This is a genomic window from Streptomyces sp. NPDC047869 (genome assembly GCF_040704065.1).
In the GTDB taxonomy this organism is placed as follows: Bacteria; Actinomycetota; Actinomycetes; order Streptomycetales; family Streptomycetaceae; genus Streptomyces.
The window spans coordinates 1-18,821 of the sequence record NZ_JBEYRK010000052.1; the positions used below are offsets into that span (position 1 = coordinate 1).

Consider the following 18,821-nt stretch of genomic DNA (forward strand, 5'->3'; position numbering starts at 1 on the left):
GTGTAAGACCTCAACGGGAGTCCTCCCGGACGGGGCGGTCGTCGATGAAGCAGGAAACCCAACGGGCGACCGCTGGAATCCCCCGCCTTTAGGCGAGGGAGGAAGTCAACTGCTGATTGAACAAGCACGGAACCGAAAGGATCAGGGTGCCGTCGCGTCCGGGATTCGCGTGGAGTGGTACTGCGGGGTGCGCTGCTGCGGGAGGATCGGGGCGAGCTGCAGGTGACGGTTCATTCCAGCTCGAACCGACCGTAGGGGTTCACGTGAGTCCAGAACAGTGGGGACAAGGCCCGCCGGTCGGTGTCGGTGAGCGGCTTCTGCCACTTCTCCTCCAACGCCGTTCGTTTGTCGGACCCCTCATCCGGTCGTAGGGCGGCGGCCCCATGCGGATATGGTGATTTGCGGGATGTCGATGAAATGCGGATCTTTCAGTAGTACGGCGAATTCTGCGAGATCTGCGTCGGTGACGCGGCCGTTGTCGAGGAGGGCGGGAGCAGCCCGGTTGATGAGAGGGGCCCAGCGGTCCTTTTCGAGGCCGCCCATGCAGCCGAGGTTTCCGGAGTAGGCCACCTCGGTTAGTGCGTTGCGGGCTAGGAGGGAGGGCAGGCTGCGGGCCCAGGTCATGTCGGCGCCGTGCTCTCGATAGGTCTGCTGATATGCCGCGAGGATGCGCTGGACCAGACGGGAAGAGGAGTGGGCGGCCGGCAGATCGTAGGGTTCTTCGATGAAGAGCCAGCCGTCGGGGGAGAGCCAGCTGGCAGCCTTTGCGAGCATCTCGTCCCGGTCGGGGAGGTGGCAGAAGACGTATCGGGCGTGGATGAGGTCGAAGGTGCCGGGGGCGTAGTCCTCACCCGTGATGTCGGCTTGCTGGATCTCCAGGTTCGTGGCCCGGCCCGCATCGAGGTGGTGGGTGTCGAGGTCGACGGCGACCACGCGCCCGGCCGGGCAGCGCGTCGCGAGCCAGTAGGCGATGGAGCCAGCGCCTGCGCCAAGTTCCAGGCAGTCCCAGGACGATTGGACGGGAAGGCGATCGAGGATGCCGGTGGTGAATGTGTCGACGCTGCTTTGGATGGACTCTAAGCGGCCACGTTCGCTGGGGGCACTGTTGCCCAGCATGCCGGTGCTGTAGGGGGTGGCGGTGGGACGCATTGTCACGGGTATCTCCTGTTCGCGGGAGTGGTCGCGGTCTATTGGTCCGGCGTGACGGTATCGGCGGTGGGAGGTGGGACGAACAAGCGGACGGCTGGAAGTGTGCGGCTCCGGAGGACGGCGAGCAGAGAGTCTGTCTCGCTGCGCAGGTCGTCGTCACTGGGATGGGGGGCGATCGGGTTCGGTCGGGGCGTACCCGCGTCAGTTTTGGCCCGGCCAGCGGCGTTCAGCCAGCAGGCGGTGACGGCTGGTTCTGCCAGTTCTTCAGGTAGCGCCTAGGCGGTGATGTGCTGGCGGGCGTGGTTCATCGTCCCGGGTGTCACGTAGTCCTGCAGAACGAGCAGCGCGTCGGGGATCCCGATGACCTGACGGTACAGCCGGATGGGATGGTGTTCGGGCTGCCGAGTACTTGGCGGAACCGGCTGCGGGGGGCATCCAGGGCGACGTGCGGGACGGCCTCTACGAGGTCGCGCCATAAGGGGTACAAGCGCCACATGGCTCTTGCGTCCCGGGCCGCTGGGGACCGCTGCGGCCGCGCGCTTGGCGTAGGCACTGAGGGGGTGCCGCTCAGTGCGGTCCGGGACGTCGCGCTGGACGTCGCCCGGCCGGCGGCTGCCCTTGGGAACGACGGACAGCGGAGTGTCGGGGCGCGCGCCGAACTGGTCGTTCTCACCGCGGCCGCCGAGGTTGCGGGTGGTGAAGGTGCGGCCGCCCTGGTGGCGGTCCACGCGCGTGACGACGTGCCCGAAGTATTATGACGTCGCCGACGCGGACTTGGTCGGCGCGCCTCTCCTCGGGGGTGAAGCCTTCGGTGTTCCCGGACACTGCGACCTGGTTCGGCATGTGGCGGACGCGGGCGGTGTCGTTGGACGCCATCACGGTGCCGTCCGGGCGGGTCAGGGTGACGTCGACGAGGGGCGCGCCAGTGGTACCCGGGCCCCATGGGGGGGCAGACGAGCGGGGCCGTACACAAGGGGGCAGGCGGCTACCGGCGGGCGCGTACGAGGAGCGTGCCAATGTGCCCGGGCTTCGGCGCCTCGAGCGTGGTCGCTTCGGCCGCGGTGAATCCGGCCTGGGTCAGCAGCCGCTCCCACACGGCCGGCTTGTAGCTGTAGCGGTAGGTGAACATCGCCTTGCCCGCGAACCCGCCCTTGTACATGCCTTGGGGGCCGTACGCGCCGGGGATGGCGGGCGGCTGGGAGAACACGAACACCCCACCCGGGTTGAGGCGTGCCCTCACGAGGGGGAACAGGCGGCTGTGGTCGGTGAACCAGGCCGCGCCGAAGATGGAGTACACGGCGTCATAGGTGTCGGTGCAGGCGGCCAGCCACTCCAGTACCTCACCGCAGTGGAAGGTGGCTCCGCCCCGTCCTGTGGCGGTTCCACAGATCCACCCGGCAGCTGCCAGCGGCCCGGGGCGGCCATGGAGGGCGACATCCTCGCTGCCAGCACACGGCCGTCGTCGGTCGGCTGAACAACGTTCACGAACAACGAGGGCAGTGCCGCGGCGCCGGGAACGCGACGCAAGGCGTAGTGCCGGTAGGTCACCCGCACCCAGGACAGGCGCAGGATGCGCGGGTCGGTCCGCTCCAGTCCCCCGCACGCCACCACGGGCCCGTCGAAGAGGGCGGGGTTGGCCCGGACCGCCATGTCCCACACCCGGTCCCGGGCCTCGGCGTCATGGGGCGGCAGTGGTGGTTCCGCGGCTTCGGTCAGCAGGAGCCGTTCGGCGTCGAAGAGGTCAATGCCCACGGGAGGCAGCGTTTCGGTCACCGGCTCATCGTAGAACCCGCTCCAGGCTTGACCGCCAACTCGGCCGAATACGGCCATCTATGGGCGCCCGGCTGGCTGCTGGTCGCCTGTGCCCGCCGGCGAGCGGGGGCCCGGCGCGGTGGCCGCAGCCAGGTTCAGACGGGCGCCCGTGTCGAGATTTACCTCCCCGTACGGCCGCACGTGTGACCAGAAGAGCGGGGTCAGGCCGCGCCGGTCTGCGGGCGTGAGCAGGTCCGCCCACTCCGGCTCACCGAGGATGTCCTGAAGCATCAAGGTGTTCACGTAGACCAGGGCCGATTGCAAGATCCGCAGGCAGAGCACGAACATCTCCTGCTCGTCGCGCCGGTTGGACGCGATTTCGCCGCCCTTGCCGTAGGCGATCACGGAGTTGGCGCCGTTGGAGGACTCCATCACGTTCAGGCCCTCCTCAATCTCCCGCTGGAGGTCCCGAAGCCGCAGGTAGCGGGCCACGAAGATGGTCTTCTGGGCGCGGCCGACCTCCAGCATCGCCGCGTAGGTGGGGTGGGAGGCGTTGCGGGTGAAGCGGCGCAGGATCGCCTCGGTGGGCGCGGTACGGGTCCGGATCGCCGTCGCATACTTGATCATCTTGTCGTACTGCTGGGTGATGAGTTCCCAGCGGATCGGACGGGTCAGTGCCGGGGTCAGCTGCGGGTAGGCGTCCGGTTCGCCGGCGACCGGCCGGTACAGCTTCACCTTGTTGATCCGCTTGATCCTGGGCAGCAGGTCGAAGTTCAGCAGCCTCGTAACGCCAAACCCGATTTCCGACTGGCCGTGCGAGTCCGTGTAGTTGGCTTCGACGTCCATGGTGGTGCCGGCCGCATCGCGCCCTCGATGATCGCGGCGACCTCGGAGGCGGTGCAGTGTGGATGGCCAGGGACTTCTTCTCCACGTGCCAGTACATGAGCACCCCGCGACCCCCGTAGCGCGAGTGCCACTCGGTGAACAGGTTCTGGTCGTAGGCGCGCACGTGCGTGGAATCGGAGACGACCGCGGTCGATCCCTGTCCCCACAGCTCGGCGCTGCGGGCGGCGAAGGTGGCGTTCGCGATCTGTACGGCGATGGCGCGGGCCGACTCCGCCGACAGGTACCGGCGGCGTACGTAGCGCAGTTCGTCCTCGGTGTGGCCGTGGCCGCCGGACGCCACGGCCTTGATCCCGGTGTTCGTGCCGTACGCGTAGATAACCAGCAGCAGGAGTTCGGCCGGCACCTCCGGCGAGAGGCTGCCGCCGCCGGAGACGGAGGTGACCGCGTCCAGGCAGCCGGTGCGCAGCACGGCTTCCTTGAGCATGTCGACGAGCGGCACGATGCCCCAACGCCTCTGCACCTCGGCCTTGACGCTGCGCAGGTTGCGCGGCTCGGGCTGGGCCTCGGCCGCCGTGAGCCGGATCGCCCCGGACTTCCGCTCGGCGATGTCCAGCCAGGGCAGCTTGGGTATCTGGTCGTTGAGCAGGGTCAGCTCGGTGGTCATCTGCTCGCGCAGCTCGTCGACGAACACGAGATGGCGTCCGTGCGCACCAGAAGGTCCTCGTGAATCAGACCTCCGGTGGCGACGAACGTCCATGGCTTCGCGCCCTCACCCCGTATGTCCCTGAAGCCATCCCATCAGCAGAGGCCGACGCGTTGTGGGCCATCCAGGCATGGAAGGCCTCGGCGGTGAAGAGGCGACCGCTGCCGAGGAGTTCGCCTGACTTGGGGTAGCGCCGGTTGATCTTCAGCACCAGGTGGCGGCCATCGGCCTGGTCGCCTGCCAGTACGGTCACCCCCCCGACGCGGCACGCCAGCCGTGCCACCGGCGGACGGCGATCACGAGCGCTGGACCGGTCGGCGGTCGCTGCCGGTACGGCGCGTACTTCTCCCGCAACAGGGCGACGGCCGCCGGGTACTCGCCCTGGTTGCCGGGCGGCAGCACGCGGGCGTCACCGTCCGCGCGGACCCACCACAGCCGCTCCCAGTCCTCGTCGTACGCGTCGACGAGCAGGCAGACAGCCGGGTGGGCCGCGATGTTGTCCAACCGTTTCAGCCGCTGCGACCTCTTCGGCTTCCAGTCGACGGCGGTGACGATCTCCTCGCCGTGGGCCGCGAAGACGACCGGCACCAGATGCGGGCGCAGGCCCGCGTCCACCGTCGCCAGGCGCGCCACCCGCGCGGTCGTGAACCGGCGGCGCGCCTCGTCCTCGGCCATGTCCGGCACGGTCAGCTCCTATTCAGCGGCAGCCGCGAGCTGTCACCGGTGGCCGGACGTGGCCTCGGCCAGTTCGTCCAGGGTCCGCAGTGTCTGGTTCTCCGGCAGGGTCGGCAGATACAACAGGACGCGTTCGACGCCGAGTTCGGCGTAGGTGTCGAGCGCCTTCCGGTCGTACCGGCCCGCGTACACCACGACGGACGGGCGGTCACCGGCCGTCCGCCGCATACGCGCGATGCGTTCACCCAGCTTCTCGAGCGGCGGCTCGCTCGGCATCCACGCCGCACCGTACGCGGCGACGCGTTCGAAAGCGCGGTCGCTGTCGCCCCCGACCCAGATGGGCGGATGCGGCTTCTGGACCGGCTTGGGCCAGGCGTAGACGGGATCGAAGTCGACGAAGTCGCCATGGAACTCGGCCTTCTCCTTGGTCCACAGTTCGATCATCGCGCGGATGCGTTCGTCCATGAGCCGCCCGCGGACGGCCGGATCCGTCCCATGGTTGCGCATCTCCTCGCGGTTCCAGCCCGCGCCGACCCCGAAAACGGCCCGGCCGCCGGAGATCAGATCGAGGGAGGCGACCTCCTTCGCGGTGTGGATCGGATCGCGCTGGATCACCAGGGCGATGCCGGTGCCCAGGAGCAGGTCACGGGTCACCGAGGCCGCCGCGGCGAGCGCCACGAACGGGTCGAGCGTCCGGTAGTAGATCCGCGGTAGCTCACCGCCCCCCGGGTACGGGGACTCCCGCTTGACCGGAATGTGCGAGTGCTCGGCCAGCAGCAGGGAGTCGAACCCACGCTCCTCCAGGGCGGGTCCCAACGCCTTGGGGCCAATGCCTTCATCGGTGACAAATGTCGATACTCCGAACTTCATCCGCGACCACCTCGTCTCGTCGGCACACCTGCTGTCAGTGTGACGGGGCCGGTCGCTCCTCGTCGGGCATGACCTCCCGCGGCGTGGCGTGGCGTGGCGTCAACGGTGTGCGTGCTGTTGCTAAAACGGGCCTGCTCGACGTCGTCGACCGTGGGCGACTTGCCGTTGATGGCGGAGCACTGGTTCCGAGTGTGGTCGATGGCCTTGTCGGGGTCGGCGACCAGGGCGGGGTTCACCTTGCGCAGTGCGGCCAGCAGGTCGGTTCGGACCTGGCCGGTGGGCGCGGCCGGGATGCCAGCGACGGCGACCGGGTCGGACGCCTTGGACGCGGTGGGCAAGGCCTTGGGCGCAGTGGCCGAGGGGGCCGGCTTCTGCTCCAGCCGTGTAGTTCCGTTGGAGACCTGGGGTCCGACACCGCCGCCACGCCTGAGGAGCGGGAGCCTTTGAGGAGGACCCCAGTGCTGCAAGGCGTCGTGGCGGGTGAGAAACCAGCGGTGTCGGCGCGGGCCGACCGTGGGGCCCGTACGGTGGCAAGACGGGCGTTCGTCGTCAAGGGCGGAGAATCAGTTTCCCCTTCGTACGGCGGCCGAGCAGGTCCTCGTGCGCGTCGCGGGCGCGCGCCAGGTCGTACTCCGCGCCGACCAGGGGCCGCAGGCGACGCTGTGCCGTGAGGCCGAGCAGCTCCGCCAGATCCGCACCGCCGGCACCGCTCCTGACGATGAGCGGAATGACCCAGAAGCCGGCGACAGTGATGCTGTCCACCGCCAGTCGGCTCGGCGCAATCGCGGAGGCTGTATGCCGGGACGAGACGCCGTAGGTCACCAGTCGGCCGAGGTGTCCGAGTGTGTCCAGGGCGGCGTCGAGGACGGGGCCGCCGATGGCGTCCAGGACGATGTCGACAGGGTGTCCGTGGTTGGCGTCAAGGACCCTCTCTCGATAGCCGGCCGCGTCGCCGTCGATCGCCGCGTCTGCGCCGAGTTCGAGAGCAAAGGCGCGCTTCTCGTCGGTCGACGCTGTGGCGATGATCCGTCCTGCCCCGAACTCCCGGGCCAGCTGGACCAGGAGACTGCCGGTCCCGCCCGCGGCGGCATGGACCACCACGCTCTCACCGGGCCTGATACGCGCGACCGACCGCAGCAGATGCCACGCCGTCAGCCCCTGTAGGAGAACTGCCAGCGCTTCGCCCGCACCCAGCCCCGGCGGCAACGCGACCAGGTGGCGGTCGGCGACAACCGTCTTGGCGGCGTAACCGCCCTGCGGGACGTAGCCGAGGACTCGTTGGCCGGCTGCGGTCCTGCCGACGACTTCCATGCCGGGAATGCGGGGCAGTGGGCCTTGGGGGGCGTACGGACCGTCGGTGTGCTCGCCCGCGATCTGCTTGATGTCGCCGAAATTGACACCCGCGGCCTCCACCTGGACCACAGTCTCGCCCGGCCCCGCCAACGGGTCCGGCACATCGGCCTCCTCCAGGACCTCCGGGCCACCGAACCTCCCGAATCGCATGGCACGCATGAATTCCCTTCCGCGATATCACTGTTTCCAGCCCGTCCGAAAAGCTGTCCCGCAATGCTGGCCAACGGCCAGATATGCGCGGAGCGCGGTCACCGGCCCGGGAAGCGGGTGCCCCAGAGTTCCTCTTCCAGGAGGAGTCCATTGGCCAGGTAGCTGATGGTGCGGTACCAGCCGGCCAGCCCGAGGAGCTCGAGCACTTCAGTAAAGATCCGACTGGACCTCGGTCAGTCGATGCCTTCGACGATGCGGAAGTCGCGCTCGACGCCGTCGGAGAGGGCGACCAGCGCCTCCTGGTAGGCCGCACTTTCGCGCGCCGCGACGGCCTGCTCGAAGCTGTCGAACTCGACCAGGACGGTGCGCTCGGCGATTCCGGCGTCATACGCCACGACCCGACCGCCACGGGCGAAGGTCCGACCGCCCCCGGCCTCGACGGCCGGACCGGCCAGCTTGTTGTAAGCAGCCAGCTTCTCAGGGTCTGAAATGGTGCGGTAGACGCTGACCCAGTAGCCCTTGGGCATGGAACCTCCAGTGTTGGGATGAGTGCATCTGACTTACGAGTTGGTCTCGGACGAGCGTCGGCGGGCGAGAGCGAGACTTGTCAGCGTCGTGATCGCCATGGCACCGATGCCGACCAGCGCCGCGGTGGTGTAGGCGCTGTCGTCGGGGAAGAGGTGGCCGGGGCCGGTGCCCGCGGCGAGGAACAGGCCGCCGATGGCGCTGCCCAGGGAGTACCCGACGCTGCGGACGACGTAGTTGAAGCTCATGGCGCTCGACGTCTCGCTCTTGGAGGTCACGGCCAGGATGACGCCGGGCATCGCGGCCGAGAAGCCGCCGACGCCGAAGCCGAGCACGCCCATCGCCGCGAACAGTTCGGCCAGGTCCGACCGGGCCGCCGCGAACAGGGCGAACCCGCCGCCGACCACGACGGCGCTGCCGGCCAGGAGCAGGGGGTCGGCGATCCGCGTCCGGACCCGCGGCGTGAGCTTGCCGGCGACGAACCCCAGCGCAGAGAACGGGATGAGGACCAGCCCGGCGACGAAGGTCGTCAGCCCGAAGCCGTAGCCGGCGCCGTGCGGCGTCTGCGCGTACCGGGTGATGAGCGTGAGCAGGAGGTACATGCCGATCCCGCCGACGAACATGGCGAGGTTCGCCCCGGCGACCGCCGGGTGCCGCACCGCCCGCACATCGACCAGGGGCGTCGTGCTGCGCAGCTCGATGACGGCCCAGACGCAGAGCAGCACCACCGCGACGACGGCGAGGCCCGCCGCCACGGCGAGGTGCCGGCTCCACAGATTCCGTTCGCCGGCGAGGAACAGCACCAGGAGCAGCGCAGCGGCCAAGACGACCGCGCCTGCCACGTCCACGTGGGCGGAGCGGCCTTCGGGGGCTTCGGGCATGGAGCGCCACGCGGTCAGGAGGGCGGCGGCGGTGACGACCAGGCCGAGGCCGTAGGCGGCCCGTACCCCGCCGAGCTCGGCGAGCAGTGCGGCCAGCGGGTAGCCGACGCCGGCCCCGATGATCGAGACCACCGAGATCAGGGCGATCACGGCCGCGCTGCGCTCCTCGGGGAGGTGGTCCCGGGCCACGCCCATCATCAGCGCGGTCAGCCCGAGCCCGACGCCCTGGGCCGCCCTGCCGGCCAGCAGCCACGCGAACGGCAGCGGCAGCACGGTGAGCGCGCTGCCGGCGACGACGACTGCCAGCGTGGCGAGGATCGTGGCCCGCCGGTGCGGGCCGGCTCCGAGCCGGCCCAGGACCGGCGTGGCGACGGCGCCGCTGAGCAGCGCGACGGTCAGCGTCCACTGCGCGCTGCCGAGCGAGACGTGGAACGAGGTCGCCACGCTGGTGATGAGCGGCGTCCCGAGGCTGGCGACCGCCGCCACGACCAGAGCGATGAACGTCAGGGCGGGGACCAGCAGCCGCGCCTCGGAACGCGCCACCGGGAACGCCTTCACCGCGACCCCGCCGAACGGCTTCCCGGTCACTGCTGCGGCCCTTCGCGGTCCTGGCTTTCGAGCTCTGCCAGATGCTTCAGTGCCGGAAGGGCCGCCACCAGCGCCTCGACCTCGTCGCCGGTGAGCTCGCCGATCAACCGCTCGAACGCGTGGACGCCCGCCTGGCGCCGCGTCCGGACATAGGAGGCGCCGGCCTCGGTCAGGCACACCAGCGTGACCCGCTTGTCGGACGCGTCGCCCCGCCGCTCGACCAGGCCGGACTCCTCCATCACCCGGACCAGTACGGTCATCGCGGGCTGGGTGACGCCCTCGACCGCGGCCAGATCGGTGATGCGCCGCGGGCCGGTCCGGTCCAGGGTGGCCAGAGTGGCGGCGGACGTCAGGCTCATGTCCCGGGGCAGGCGTCTCACGGCCCTGGTGGCCAGGCCGTAGAGGGCTGCCCCGATGGCGGCGGACGCGCCAGGAGCTGTGTTTTGACGACTCACGCTAGAAGCATAGCATTTTTATATTCACAGTTTATGGAAATGGTCGACTGGCGCCGGCTCTACGGGTTGCACTCGGGGGCCGAGAACAGCATCGAGGAGTTCGTGGACAGCCACCGCCGTGCAGAGGAAGCCCACAGCCCGTTGGCCGGTGGGCAGCTGCCCGGCACCGGTGAGCAGCCAGCAGAGATGGCTCGCTCCCGCGTGCGCGATACCGGGAAGAGCAGCGACGGGCAGCACCGGCACCCGGGCTGCGTGCCCGGCGGCGGCCCGCCGCGCCGTCTACGCTCCCTGGCGCCAGGCTCGCGGGCCTGCGCGGGCAGCTCTCTCGCCCGTGCTGTCAGCTCTTCGGCGCGGTGTACCAGGGCACCAGGCGCAGCAGGAGGTCGAGGGTGGTGCGGGCGGCGGTGCGGGTGGTGGCGGTGGGGGCGGAGGCCGCGGCGAGGGGGAGCGTGGCGGTGAGAGCGCCCAGCACGGCCGCGAGGATGACCAGGAGGCGCACGAGGTGGCCGGGGTGGTGCAGGCCGGCCGTGATGGCGCCGGTCAGGAGCACGGTGGTGAGGGCGGTGGCCGCCTGGGTGCGGAACCGGGAACGGGGGCGAGGGGTCATGGCCGGGGTGGTTCCTTGGAGTTGACGGTCTGCCGGTGCTGGTTGGAGACCAGTGAGCCAGAGACGAAACCCGGCGAAAAAAGGCAATTCTCGGGGTTCTATCGGTAGTTCGTTAAATCCGGAAGTAGAGGTCAATGCCGTGTCCTGCGGTGACCGCGTCGATCAGGGCCTGGAGTTCGGAGGGTGGGTCGGTGTCCGTCCAGGCTCGCCACCACCGGATGAGGGCGATGGCGGGGGTGAGCCAGGAACGGATGGCCCGTAAGGCCCTGGGCCAGCAAGGCTGTTGGGGCTGGTGGGGTATGGCTGGGCCGCCCCCTCTCTGGCCCCTCGTCGGGGCACGGGTCCGGCGCTGTGGCGTCCAGGGGTCCGGGTGGGGCGAACCATTGGTCCCAGCAGAAGGAGAAGGCGCAGTTGACGAGGGTCTGGTGGCGGAGGATGGCGCGGTCGGAGCGGACTTGGAAGTCGGCCCAGCCGAGTTCGTCCTTGATCTGTTTGTAGCTCTGCTCGATCCAGGGCCGCAGGCCGTAGAGGCGGATGATCTCGGCGAGGTCGGCCGGCGGGTGCGGGCTGGTGGTGGCGTGGGCTGCGTCGGGGTGGGGCAGGTTGGTGGCCAGGTACCAGGTGGCCTTCTCCGGCAGCCGGGCTGGGTCGGTGGTGGCCACGACCAGTCGGCAGGGTGAGTCGGGACCGTAGCCGCCCAGGCGGGCATCGGCGGCCCACCAGGTCTCGGTGTGCCCGTCGCGGAAGTGACGCTCAACGGGCGTCCAGTCCCCTGGACGCTTGGCATCCTTCCAGGTCAGGGCGTGTGCGGCTTCGATGGGGGTGTGCGGCTGGTCGGCCGGAGCCCAGGTGCCGCGGTGCGGCTTGAGCGCGACCACGTAGGCCAGGCCGGCCTCGCGCAATGCGAGGTACCAGTCGTCGCTAACGGAGTAGGCGCAGTCGGCGACCACCGCCCGGCAGCCGAAGCCCGCCTCCTTCCCGCGGGCCGCGAGGGCTGCGGCCAGCTGCGGTTTCGTACGGAAGGCCGGATCCGAGCGGCCGCGGGCGAAGTGATGGGCAGGGGTGTAGGGAGTCGCGTGCAGCGGGTAGTACACGCGGCCGTCGGTCCACACCGTTGTCACTGTGACGATGCCGTTGTCCGTCTTGCCCAAACGGCCCAGCCATTGCCGGCCCACGTGCGCGGTGGCCGTGCGGTCCTTGCGGTCCCCGGAGTCGTCGATCACGATGACCCCGCCGCCGGGTTGGTCGTAGGCCGGTGGTAGGAGTCAACTGCCTTGCTGGGGCGGAGCCGTCGCCGGCTCCTCGCGCAGCAGTTCAAGCCGCCGGTCGTTGACCAGCTCAGCCTCCCAGGGCGACTCGGACAAGAAGAACTGCAGCCGCTGCACCCCCGGCATCCCCGCACCGGCCACCGGTTCCGCCCCTGCCAGGCAAGTGATCGTCTTGTTCCGCTCCCGCGGCGCCAGCAGCCCGGTCAGGTACTCGCGAAACCCTCGCCGCTGGGCGAGACTGAAGGAGATGTCGTCGAACCGGGCCGCATACTCCTCCAACGGCCCCGGCGCAGGCGGACACGGACGGCGAGCGGTCATCTTCAGCCCCCAGCAAGGCAGTTGACTCCTACCACCGGCCTACGACCAACCCGGACCTGCCGTCAACCCACACCACCACCGGATTTAACGAACTACCGGTAATTGAGGCCGAGATGGTCGGCGCGGTGCGCGAGCCCTGTCACGTCCGCGACGATTCGTCGGAGGGACTTCGGCCATCCGTCGCTGTCCCTGCCATAGATCGTTGTAGGCGATTCTCCATGAGTTCGCTGTCTTCTCCCTGCAGTGTGGCTGCATCAGCACCGTCACAACGGACCGGTCCGGCAAGCCGGAACGCGTGGTCGCATTCAGGAAGACGTCCTTCAGGAACGGCTGAGGGTACGGCTGATACCGGCTGCGATCGTTGTCGCGAGTAGCCAGCCGGTGATGATCAACGCGTAGCCGAGCCACTGGCACCAACCATGGGCGGAGTAGGCGTTCTGCTGCCCGAAGTCGATGACCGGCAGGAGGAGATCAAGGGTGTAGATGACCGGGTTGAAGTCGGGCGCCTCACCCGCTTTGAGCGGGCTGGGGTGGTGCAGTGCGAAGGCGAGCGTGCCGAGGAGCATCAGCGCGAAGAGCCAGCCGGCGGCCCGTATCGGGCGGAAGCCGTAGCCGACGGTGACGTCCTGTGCGTAGCCCCACAAGCGTGCATGGGCGGGGAGAGTAGCCGTCGAAGCTGTGGGGGGCGGTGTTCATGTAGACGATGGCGGTGTACCCACCCAACACAGTGGTGACGGCGGGGGCGTCCGGGGCGGGGGTGCTGTCGGTGGTGTCGGGGGTGGTGATGCGGGCGGTCACAGCACGGGGGCGGGTCACGGAAGTCGTCACAGCAAGGGGCTCCCATCAAAGGGCGGAGGGCTGACGAGGCGACGGTGGGATGGCCGGGACCTAGCCGGCAAGGCGCAGCCCGGGACGGGTGCCGGGCACGGCCGGGCAGCGGGGCCCGACCCGCGGCCGGGGCCGGGGCGGGCATGCGGGCGGCCCCGCACCCGGGACGTGATGTCCGGCGGTGTGCGGGGCCGCTTGCGAGGGTGGCGGGGTCAGCTGTCGTTCTCGGCGTAGAACATGCACTCGTTCGGGACGCGGGGCAGGAGCTTTCGGGTGACGTCGGGGGCGGGGGCCTTGAGCTTGCGGGTGCCTGCGACCCGGAGGTCGCGGCGCAGGAACACGGTGGAGCTCTCGTCGAGGAGGACGTCCAGGCGGGTGACGCGGCTGCTGGGGTTGCGCTGCGTGGTGCCGGTGAGTCCGTTCAGGGAGGCGGGCTTGATGTTGACCAGTCGGACCCGGCGGCCGGGCTGAATGTCCTCCAGAGCGGGTGCGGGGGTGAGGGGGATCTCTTCGACGGTGACGTTCGCGGTGCTCGACACGGTGACGGTTCGCCTTCCGGTAGGGCCGCCGTCCCCCGGGGTTGGGGACGGCTGGCGGGAGTCACCGTTCAGAGGTTGAGGGTTAGAGACGCAAGCCCGGGCCGGCGGAGTCCGGTGGGCGGGCGCGGGGCCGGGAGCCGGGGCGTTCAGCGGCACTCAAGGTGCCTGTGTGGGCGGTGAATTGGAAGGCATGCTGTGTGCCGACGGATTCGGACGCATGCCACTGGGGTCGGGGTGTTCGGTGGCGGCGACACCTTGCCGATGAGGAGGGCACGCGAAGCCCCCCGAAGATCTCTTGGCCGAGTCCGGGATGGCCGTGAGCGAGGTGGTCGGCGACTGAGATGCCTGTTTCCCATTCCCGGTGTCCCGCCGGTCTCAGAGCACACGTGGATGTCAGTGCGTTGAGCTACCGTCGCGCGGTATGAGTGATCAACAGCATGAGGTCATCGTCCGCCGTGCCCAGCCAGCCGATGTGGATGGCCTGGTCGCGTGCAGTAGCGCGCTGTTTGTCGAAGATGCCGGGACGAGGGATCCGAGCGTCGACGTGGGTTGGCCTCGCGAGTTCGGATCTGCACGTTTCGCTGCCGGCATAGACGACTCGACCAGGCTCCTTCTCGTCGCGGACTGCGACGGGGAGGTCGTCGGACACCTCACCGGGTCCGTGGCTGAGGGATCTGCGATGAGGCCGGTCAAGGTCGCGACGCTCGTGAGCATGTATGTGCAGCCGCCGCCGCAACCTGTCAGCGCCATCACCGCCATCGCGGCCACGGCCACTCCCACCCCACGCATACGTCCTGCCTCCATATTGCTGCTGTGGCGTGGAGTTTTACACACAGGCCACCACATGAACGAGGGCGCTCGAGGCAGAGGCTGCACAGCACGGCGACCACTTTCCGAGGCAGGCGACGTGGGCGCGGAAGCTGGGCCAGTACGCCGCTGAGAGGCATACCGCCACGGGAATCCGTAACTTTCGGGCACGCGGCCCCGGAAGATTGTGGCGGCTGGATGGCCGGGGCTACACGCGGCCGGGCGGCTGGGCGGGCGGCAAGGTCAGGGCGCGTCCGGATCCAGGCGTGTGGTGGAGTCGACGCGCTGGCTCACGGTCTCGCTGCCGGTCTCCTCGCCGTCCATGAGGTAACGCTCCTCGGCGTCCTGGGCTGAGGCGGCAAGCAGTCGGAAGGCGATCATCTCTGTGCGGAGCACGGTCACTTCGTAGTCGTACGTCGGGGTTCGGCTGTCCCTGTCGGTGGGCCGGTCGCGCAGGCCCACGGAGGCTTCGATCATGTCGGCTTCTGCGTCCGCGTCCTGGGTGCACGGCTCGCACGGGTCGATCTCGGTGCACTCTGGCGGGCGGTTGCCGTTCGGGCATGTCAGGCCGTCCTGCTCAAGGTGACCGGGGCCGGTAGTGGTGAGGGGGATCTCTTCGACGGTGACGTTCGCGGTACTCGACACGGTGACGGTTCGCCTTTCCGGTAGGGCCGTAGTCCCCCGGGGTTAGGGGGCGGCTGGCGGAAGTCACCGTGCGGGGGCCGGGGGGTTAGACACGCAAGCGATGACGGTCTAAGGCTGGCCGGCGGGCGCGGGGCCGGGGCGCGGGAGGGGCGGTGCGTGGGAGAGGACGCGGGCCGGGACCTGCCCCGACCCGACCCGGCTCGGGGTGCGGCCCAGCACGGAAGGACGGGTCGTGGGGCGGGCCGAACCGGCACCCCGCCCCGGGCGCAGGGCGAGTCCGCCCCGTCCGGTGGGGCCGGCAGCTTGGCGCCGGGCGGGGCGGGAGGGTGTTCAGCCGGGGGTGAGGGCCGGGTGGCGGCCGGTAATGGCGCGGATCGCGGCGGCGGACCGCTTCGCGTGTGCCGGCCAGGAAGCGGTTCGCGAAAGAAGGTCCTCCATGGACTTTTTGCGACCCGACCGCGATCGGCCGCTGTGATTGCCGGTACTTCGCTGCCGCACCGCCTCACGCCTCGTGAAGAGTGGCCGCCGACGACAGAGACTTGAACATGTTCAAACTCCGTGCCAGGGTACGGCGCGGGTTCTTTGAGTCCACCGGTCGCGCACGCGGCCTGCGGAACCCGCTAGGGGTGGAGTGTGTTGCGTTACTGTCGTACTGCGCTGATCTTGCTCGCCATGGCCCTTGCTCTCACGGCCTGCGGCAGGTTCACGGTCATGCCGCCGCCCGATGGCGAACCGGTCGTGCTGAAACCAGCCGAACTTGCGACCACATGGACCGATGCCGACGGCGGCACCCTCACGCTGAAGCCAGACGGGACGTTCATCGCCGACAAAGTCTGCGTCGCCGTCCGCTGGTACGAGGGTTTGACCTGGTCCGGAACAGGCACCTGGGAGCAAGGCTCCAACAAAAGGCAAAGCTTCGTCGCTGTGTCCTTCGACGCCGATCACCCCGTCGACGCCTATCATCCCGAAAGGGTGCGGCGACCCGACTCCTACGGCGCCTTGAGGCAAGGCAAGGTCCTGAAACTCTGGGTCGCCGTCGGCGATCCGGACAACGATTATCCGAACTGCGTCCTGACCAGCCTGGCGAGTTGACCCGGCTGCCGCGCGGCCGGGTGAGCTGCACATGGTCCGGCATCGCACATGAGCGGTTTACTGATCGTTTCAAAAAGAGGTCCATCAAGAGAGTCTCGAAGGCTGAAGGCAGGCGCCCTTGGCCTGCCCCGTGGTAGGCATGTGCGGTGATTGGTCGCCTCCCGCTCGACGAGCAGCTCGCTGCCCTAAGGTCTGTGCTGTCCCGTAACGAGGTGCTGGTGGAGGTGTTGAACCGCACGGCTCGATTGGGGCTGCCGGGCTGGTACCTGACGGCAGGCTGCCTGTTCCAGACCGTTTGGAACGTGGCCACGAACAGGCACCCCACCAGCGGGATCAAGGACTACGACGTCTTCTACTTCGACGATCACGATCTGTCGTGGGAGGCGGAGGACGCTGTCCTCAAGGCCGCCGACGATGCCTTCGCCGACTTGCCGGCAGAGGTCGAGGTCCGCAACGAGGCCCGCGTCCACCTCTGGTACGAGCAGAAGTTCGGCGTCGCGTGTGCTCCCTATACCTCCACCGAGGCTGCCATCGACAGCTTCGCTGCTACTACCTGCTGCTTGGGCGTTCGCCTGGAACGGGACGGGCACTGGCGCGTCTATGCACCGCATGGGCTTGCCGACGTGTTCAATCTCGTCGTCCGGCCCAATCCAGTGCTTGCTCCGCGCGAGGTGTACGAGACCAAAACCGCCCGCTGGCGGCAGCAGTGGCCCGAGCTGACCGTGCTCAACTGGCCTTCCGCAATGCTGCACGCGAGTTGAAGCAGGCCGACGTGGAGGTCAGAGCGTCGTTCGTAGCGGACACGGATGCGCTTGAACTGGTGCAGCCAGGCGAAGGTGCGCTCGACAACCCAGCGCACCTTGCCGAGGCCGGAGCCGTGAGCGGCACCGCGTCGGGCGATCAACGGTTTGACGCCGCGCTTCCAGAGCAGGCGGCGGTACTTGTCGAAGTCGTAGCCCCGGTCGGCATACACCCGTCGGGGCTTGTGGCGAGGTCGTCCTCGCAGGCCCCGGATCGGCGGGACAGCCTCCAGCAGCGGGAGGAGCTGGGTGACGTCGTGGCGGTTGCCACCGGTGAGCGTGACGGCGAATGGGGTGCCGTGCCGGTCGACGATCAGACATCCGATGGGGCTAAGCGGTCAAGCTGCGGCAGCGAGGATGGGCTGCGGAGCCAGAGGATGAGCGCTGCGAAGTGGAGTCCGACCCGGTATCGGGCGGCGAATTTGTCGAACCGCGTCGCGATGGCGCGGAACTGCTTGAGTCGGCTGAAGCAGCGTTCGACGACGTTGCGGGCTTTGTAGAGCTCGCGGTCGAAGGCTGGCACCCCTGCCGCCGGCCCGGGCGTGCCGGTTTCTCAGGGCCAGGGCTCGACCACTCCGGGCGTCGGGGTGGGAGGTCCTAACGGCACGGCTCACCCTGGCCGCCCGCCCGCCAAGCCGTGCAACTACCGGCATAAGGTTGGCCAGTGCTGGGATTCGGCGCGGCTGGTCCCTGCTGGCTGGTAGGGGAAGCGGCGCCGGTGTGCGCCTCAGACGGATGGGCGAGTGGTCCCCTTTCACCTGATGGGCCGGTGGTAGCCGCACCGCGGCCCGGCCTCCCTGCCGGGGGCACAACGCAATACCACTCTGACCTGCATCGGAGCGTCAGAAAGGCGCCTCGGGAGTGATCTCCGAGGGGCCTTTTGACCCTGCATGGGAACGCATGGGGAACCCACCGTCAGGCAGCGTCCTGCGTGGGAACGTCGCCGCCGTCTTTCGTGGGAACGCCGGTCGTCTCCTCCGGTTCACGGGTAACGTCCCGCCGCGCCGTCATCGCTGTACTGGGCGGTGATGGTGTGCGTTCCGGCCCGGACTCCACCAACGTCCCGCCACCCACCACGACGGCCACCCCGACTCCGTGACTGGTGCGCGGCAGGGCCAGTGCGCAACCCGAGGTCGACCCCAGGGACTGGGGTCGCAGGCAAGAGCCTCCTGGCGTCGCACTGCCGACCGAAGCCCGTCGCCCGCCCCCTCACCCGTGGTACAGCACCCGTACGACGATCGTGTCCGGCGTCAGGTCATCGAGGTACTCGTTGAAGTAACGGCACCGCTCGGGGCCGGCGATCGCGAGCCACCGGCCGTCCAGGGTCAGGAGTGCGTGCGTGGTTAGCGCCTGGTCCGCAGCTTCCCTCATGTGGGCGCCGAGGTCGCCCACCAAGCGGGCGGCCGGGTCGCCGCCCACGAGGTCCTCGAGTTCCGGCAGGTCGGCGAGCGCGACCAACGCCGGCTGGGTCCGGTAGTCCTCCACGGCCTGCATTCTGGGGTAGCCCTCGGGGTCCGCGAAGTGCCTGGCCCAAAAGTGACTCGCCGGGTGCACCGGCGGGTACCCGGAGGCGAACGCCTGCCAGGCATCGAAGGCGCGGCGCGCCTCGGCGGCCGCCTGTGCGCGCGGCGTCTCGAGATCCAGCAGCCCCCGTGGGCCGCCGTCGCACAACGAGGGCGGCTGGTCACGTGCCTCTCCGGACAGCGTGTGGGTTCCCCGGATGAGGCGCGGGTCGTCCTCGTGTCCCGCAACAACCGGGAACTCGCAGCCCCCTCCGTCGATCCGCCAGTAGTCCCACCAGGTCTCCACCTCCGGATCGCCGGCGGCGAAGTCGCGGTTGTAGTCGTACGGGGCCATGGCGGCACCGATCGCCTCGGGCACGTCGCCCGGGGCACACCGGGGGACACAGACGGTGACTCGTTCTTTCGCCATGGCCCTGTGTGGCTCTCTCTCCTCGTTCTCTGCCTCAC

General features: G+C 69.3%; 18 protein-coding genes and 8 pseudogenes. 2 read left to right on the forward strand and 24 right to left on the reverse strand.

Translation table 11 applies throughout. The features are described 5' to 3' along the window. Positions 1-357: 357 nt before the first annotated feature. The 21 genes and pseudogenes from AB0924_RS37450 to AB0924_RS37550 all read right to left on the reverse strand — a co-directional run bounded on the left by AB0924_RS37450 (position 358) and on the right by AB0924_RS37550 (position 14,959). On the reverse strand, positions 358-1,149 hold the full coding sequence (locus tag AB0924_RS37450) for a class I SAM-dependent methyltransferase (protein ID WP_366913901.1): 792 nt from the start codon (positions 1,147-1,149) through the stop codon (positions 358-360). A 38-nt stretch (positions 1,150-1,187) separates the two neighbouring features. Next, positions 1,188-1,532 (reverse strand): annotated as a pseudogene (locus AB0924_RS37455) (DUF6545 domain-containing protein). Continuing rightward, complete coding sequence (locus AB0924_RS37460) at positions 1,469-2,092, reverse strand: DUF6545 domain-containing protein (RefSeq protein WP_366913902.1); 624 nt, start codon at positions 2,090-2,092, stop codon at positions 1,469-1,471. Before AB0924_RS37460 ends, AB0924_RS37455 begins: the two are co-directional and overlap by 64 nt. A gap of 42 nt (positions 2,093-2,134) precedes the next feature. Beyond that, positions 2,135-2,512, reverse strand: a pseudogene (locus tag AB0924_RS37465) (class I SAM-dependent methyltransferase); the annotation flags it as partial. A gap of 2 nt (positions 2,513-2,514) precedes the next feature. Beyond that, positions 2,515-2,799: pseudogene (locus AB0924_RS37470) on the reverse strand (NUDIX hydrolase); the annotation flags it as partial. A gap of 180 nt (positions 2,800-2,979) precedes the next feature. Next, positions 2,980-3,747 carry a Tn3 family transposase gene (locus AB0924_RS37475; protein ID WP_366913869.1) on the reverse strand — a complete coding sequence of 256 codons (768 nt, stop codon included), beginning with the start codon at positions 3,745-3,747 and terminating at the stop codon, positions 2,980-2,982. Between the two features lie 103 nt (positions 3,748-3,850). After that, positions 3,851-4,504 (reverse strand): annotated as a pseudogene (locus AB0924_RS37480) (Tn3 family transposase); the annotation flags it as partial. Between the two features lie 195 nt (positions 4,505-4,699). Then, the gene (locus AB0924_RS37485; RefSeq protein WP_358939755.1) at positions 4,700-5,134 is read right to left on the reverse strand and encodes a TIGR03668 family PPOX class F420-dependent oxidoreductase; all 435 of its coding nucleotides are present in this window, start codon (positions 5,132-5,134) and stop codon (positions 4,700-4,702) included. A gap of 33 nt (positions 5,135-5,167) precedes the next feature. Then, the gene (locus AB0924_RS37490) at positions 5,168-5,995 is read right to left on the reverse strand and encodes an LLM class F420-dependent oxidoreductase (protein ID WP_358939757.1); all 828 of its coding nucleotides are present in this window, start codon (positions 5,993-5,995) and stop codon (positions 5,168-5,170) included. Further along, positions 5,992-6,333: a hypothetical protein gene (locus AB0924_RS37495; RefSeq protein WP_366913870.1), complete on the reverse strand. Its 342-nt coding sequence runs from the start codon at positions 6,331-6,333 to the stop codon at positions 5,992-5,994. The genes AB0924_RS37490 and AB0924_RS37495 overlap by 4 nt, the downstream gene beginning before the upstream one ends. A gap of 211 nt (positions 6,334-6,544) precedes the next feature. Further along, the gene (locus AB0924_RS37500) at positions 6,545-7,450 is read right to left on the reverse strand and encodes a zinc-binding dehydrogenase (RefSeq protein ID WP_366913872.1); all 906 of its coding nucleotides are present in this window, start codon (positions 7,448-7,450) and stop codon (positions 6,545-6,547) included. A 146-nt stretch (positions 7,451-7,596) separates the two neighbouring features. Next, positions 7,597-7,707: pseudogene (locus AB0924_RS37505) on the reverse strand (carboxymuconolactone decarboxylase family protein); the annotation flags it as partial. 24 nt (positions 7,708-7,731) lie between these two features. Then, on the reverse strand, positions 7,732-8,025 hold the full coding sequence (locus AB0924_RS37510) for a DUF1330 domain-containing protein (protein ID WP_358939763.1): 294 nt from the start codon (positions 8,023-8,025) through the stop codon (positions 7,732-7,734). A 33-nt stretch (positions 8,026-8,058) separates the two neighbouring features. Continuing rightward, positions 8,059-9,492: an MFS transporter gene (locus AB0924_RS37515; protein ID WP_366913873.1), complete on the reverse strand. Its 1,434-nt coding sequence runs from the start codon at positions 9,490-9,492 to the stop codon at positions 8,059-8,061. Beyond that, positions 9,489-9,851, reverse strand: a complete 363-nt coding sequence (locus AB0924_RS37520) for a MarR family transcriptional regulator (RefSeq protein WP_366913903.1) — start codon at positions 9,849-9,851, stop codon at positions 9,489-9,491. Before AB0924_RS37520 ends, AB0924_RS37515 begins: the two co-directional genes overlap by 4 nt. 433 nt (positions 9,852-10,284) lie before the next feature. Continuing rightward, the gene (locus tag AB0924_RS37525; protein WP_366913874.1) at positions 10,285-10,554 is read right to left on the reverse strand and encodes a hypothetical protein; all 270 of its coding nucleotides are present in this window, start codon (positions 10,552-10,554) and stop codon (positions 10,285-10,287) included. A gap of 131 nt (positions 10,555-10,685) precedes the next feature. Continuing rightward, complete coding sequence (locus AB0924_RS37530) at positions 10,686-11,777, reverse strand: transposase (protein WP_366913875.1); 1,092 nt, start codon at positions 11,775-11,777, stop codon at positions 10,686-10,688. 42 nt (positions 11,778-11,819) lie between these two features. Further along, positions 11,820-12,101 carry a hypothetical protein gene (locus AB0924_RS37535; RefSeq protein ID WP_366913876.1) on the reverse strand — a complete coding sequence of 94 codons (282 nt, stop codon included), beginning with the start codon at positions 12,099-12,101 and terminating at the stop codon, positions 11,820-11,822. A 359-nt stretch (positions 12,102-12,460) separates the two neighbouring features. Then, positions 12,461-12,805 (reverse strand): annotated as a pseudogene (locus AB0924_RS37540) (membrane-associated oxidoreductase); the annotation flags it as partial. Positions 12,806-13,180: 375 nt separating this feature from the next. Beyond that, positions 13,181-13,507 carry a hypothetical protein gene (locus AB0924_RS37545; protein ID WP_366913877.1) on the reverse strand — a complete coding sequence of 109 codons (327 nt, stop codon included), beginning with the start codon at positions 13,505-13,507 and terminating at the stop codon, positions 13,181-13,183. Between the two features lie 1,050 nt (positions 13,508-14,557). Beyond that, on the reverse strand, positions 14,558-14,959 hold the full coding sequence (locus AB0924_RS37550) for a hypothetical protein (RefSeq protein ID WP_366913878.1): 402 nt from the start codon (positions 14,957-14,959) through the stop codon (positions 14,558-14,560). A gap of 672 nt (positions 14,960-15,631) precedes the next feature. Between AB0924_RS37550 and AB0924_RS37555 the strand changes: the two genes are divergently transcribed. Both AB0924_RS37555 and AB0924_RS37560 read left to right on the forward strand, forming a co-directional pair. Next, positions 15,632-16,051, forward strand: a complete 420-nt coding sequence (locus AB0924_RS37555) for a hypothetical protein (RefSeq protein ID WP_366913879.1) — start codon at positions 15,632-15,634, stop codon at positions 16,049-16,051. Positions 16,052-16,197: 146 nt separating this feature from the next. Further along, the gene (locus AB0924_RS37560; RefSeq protein WP_366913880.1) at positions 16,198-16,812 is read left to right on the forward strand and encodes a nucleotidyltransferase family protein; all 615 of its coding nucleotides are present in this window, start codon (positions 16,198-16,200) and stop codon (positions 16,810-16,812) included. On the opposite strand, the pseudogene AB0924_RS37565 reads toward AB0924_RS37560, so the two are convergent. From AB0924_RS37565 to AB0924_RS37575, 3 genes and pseudogenes are all read right to left on the reverse strand, one after another. Then, positions 16,794-17,150, reverse strand: a pseudogene (locus AB0924_RS37565) (IS5 family transposase); the annotation flags it as partial. The gene AB0924_RS37560 and the pseudogene AB0924_RS37565 overlap by 19 nt on opposite strands. Positions 17,151-17,164: 14 nt before the next feature. Continuing rightward, a pseudogene (locus tag AB0924_RS37570) lies at positions 17,165-17,390 on the reverse strand (IS5/IS1182 family transposase); the annotation flags it as partial. Positions 17,391-18,060: 670 nt separating this feature from the next. After that, positions 18,061-18,783: a hypothetical protein gene (locus tag AB0924_RS37575; RefSeq protein WP_366913881.1), complete on the reverse strand. Its 723-nt coding sequence runs from the start codon at positions 18,781-18,783 to the stop codon at positions 18,061-18,063. Positions 18,784-18,821 lie beyond the last annotated feature (38 nt).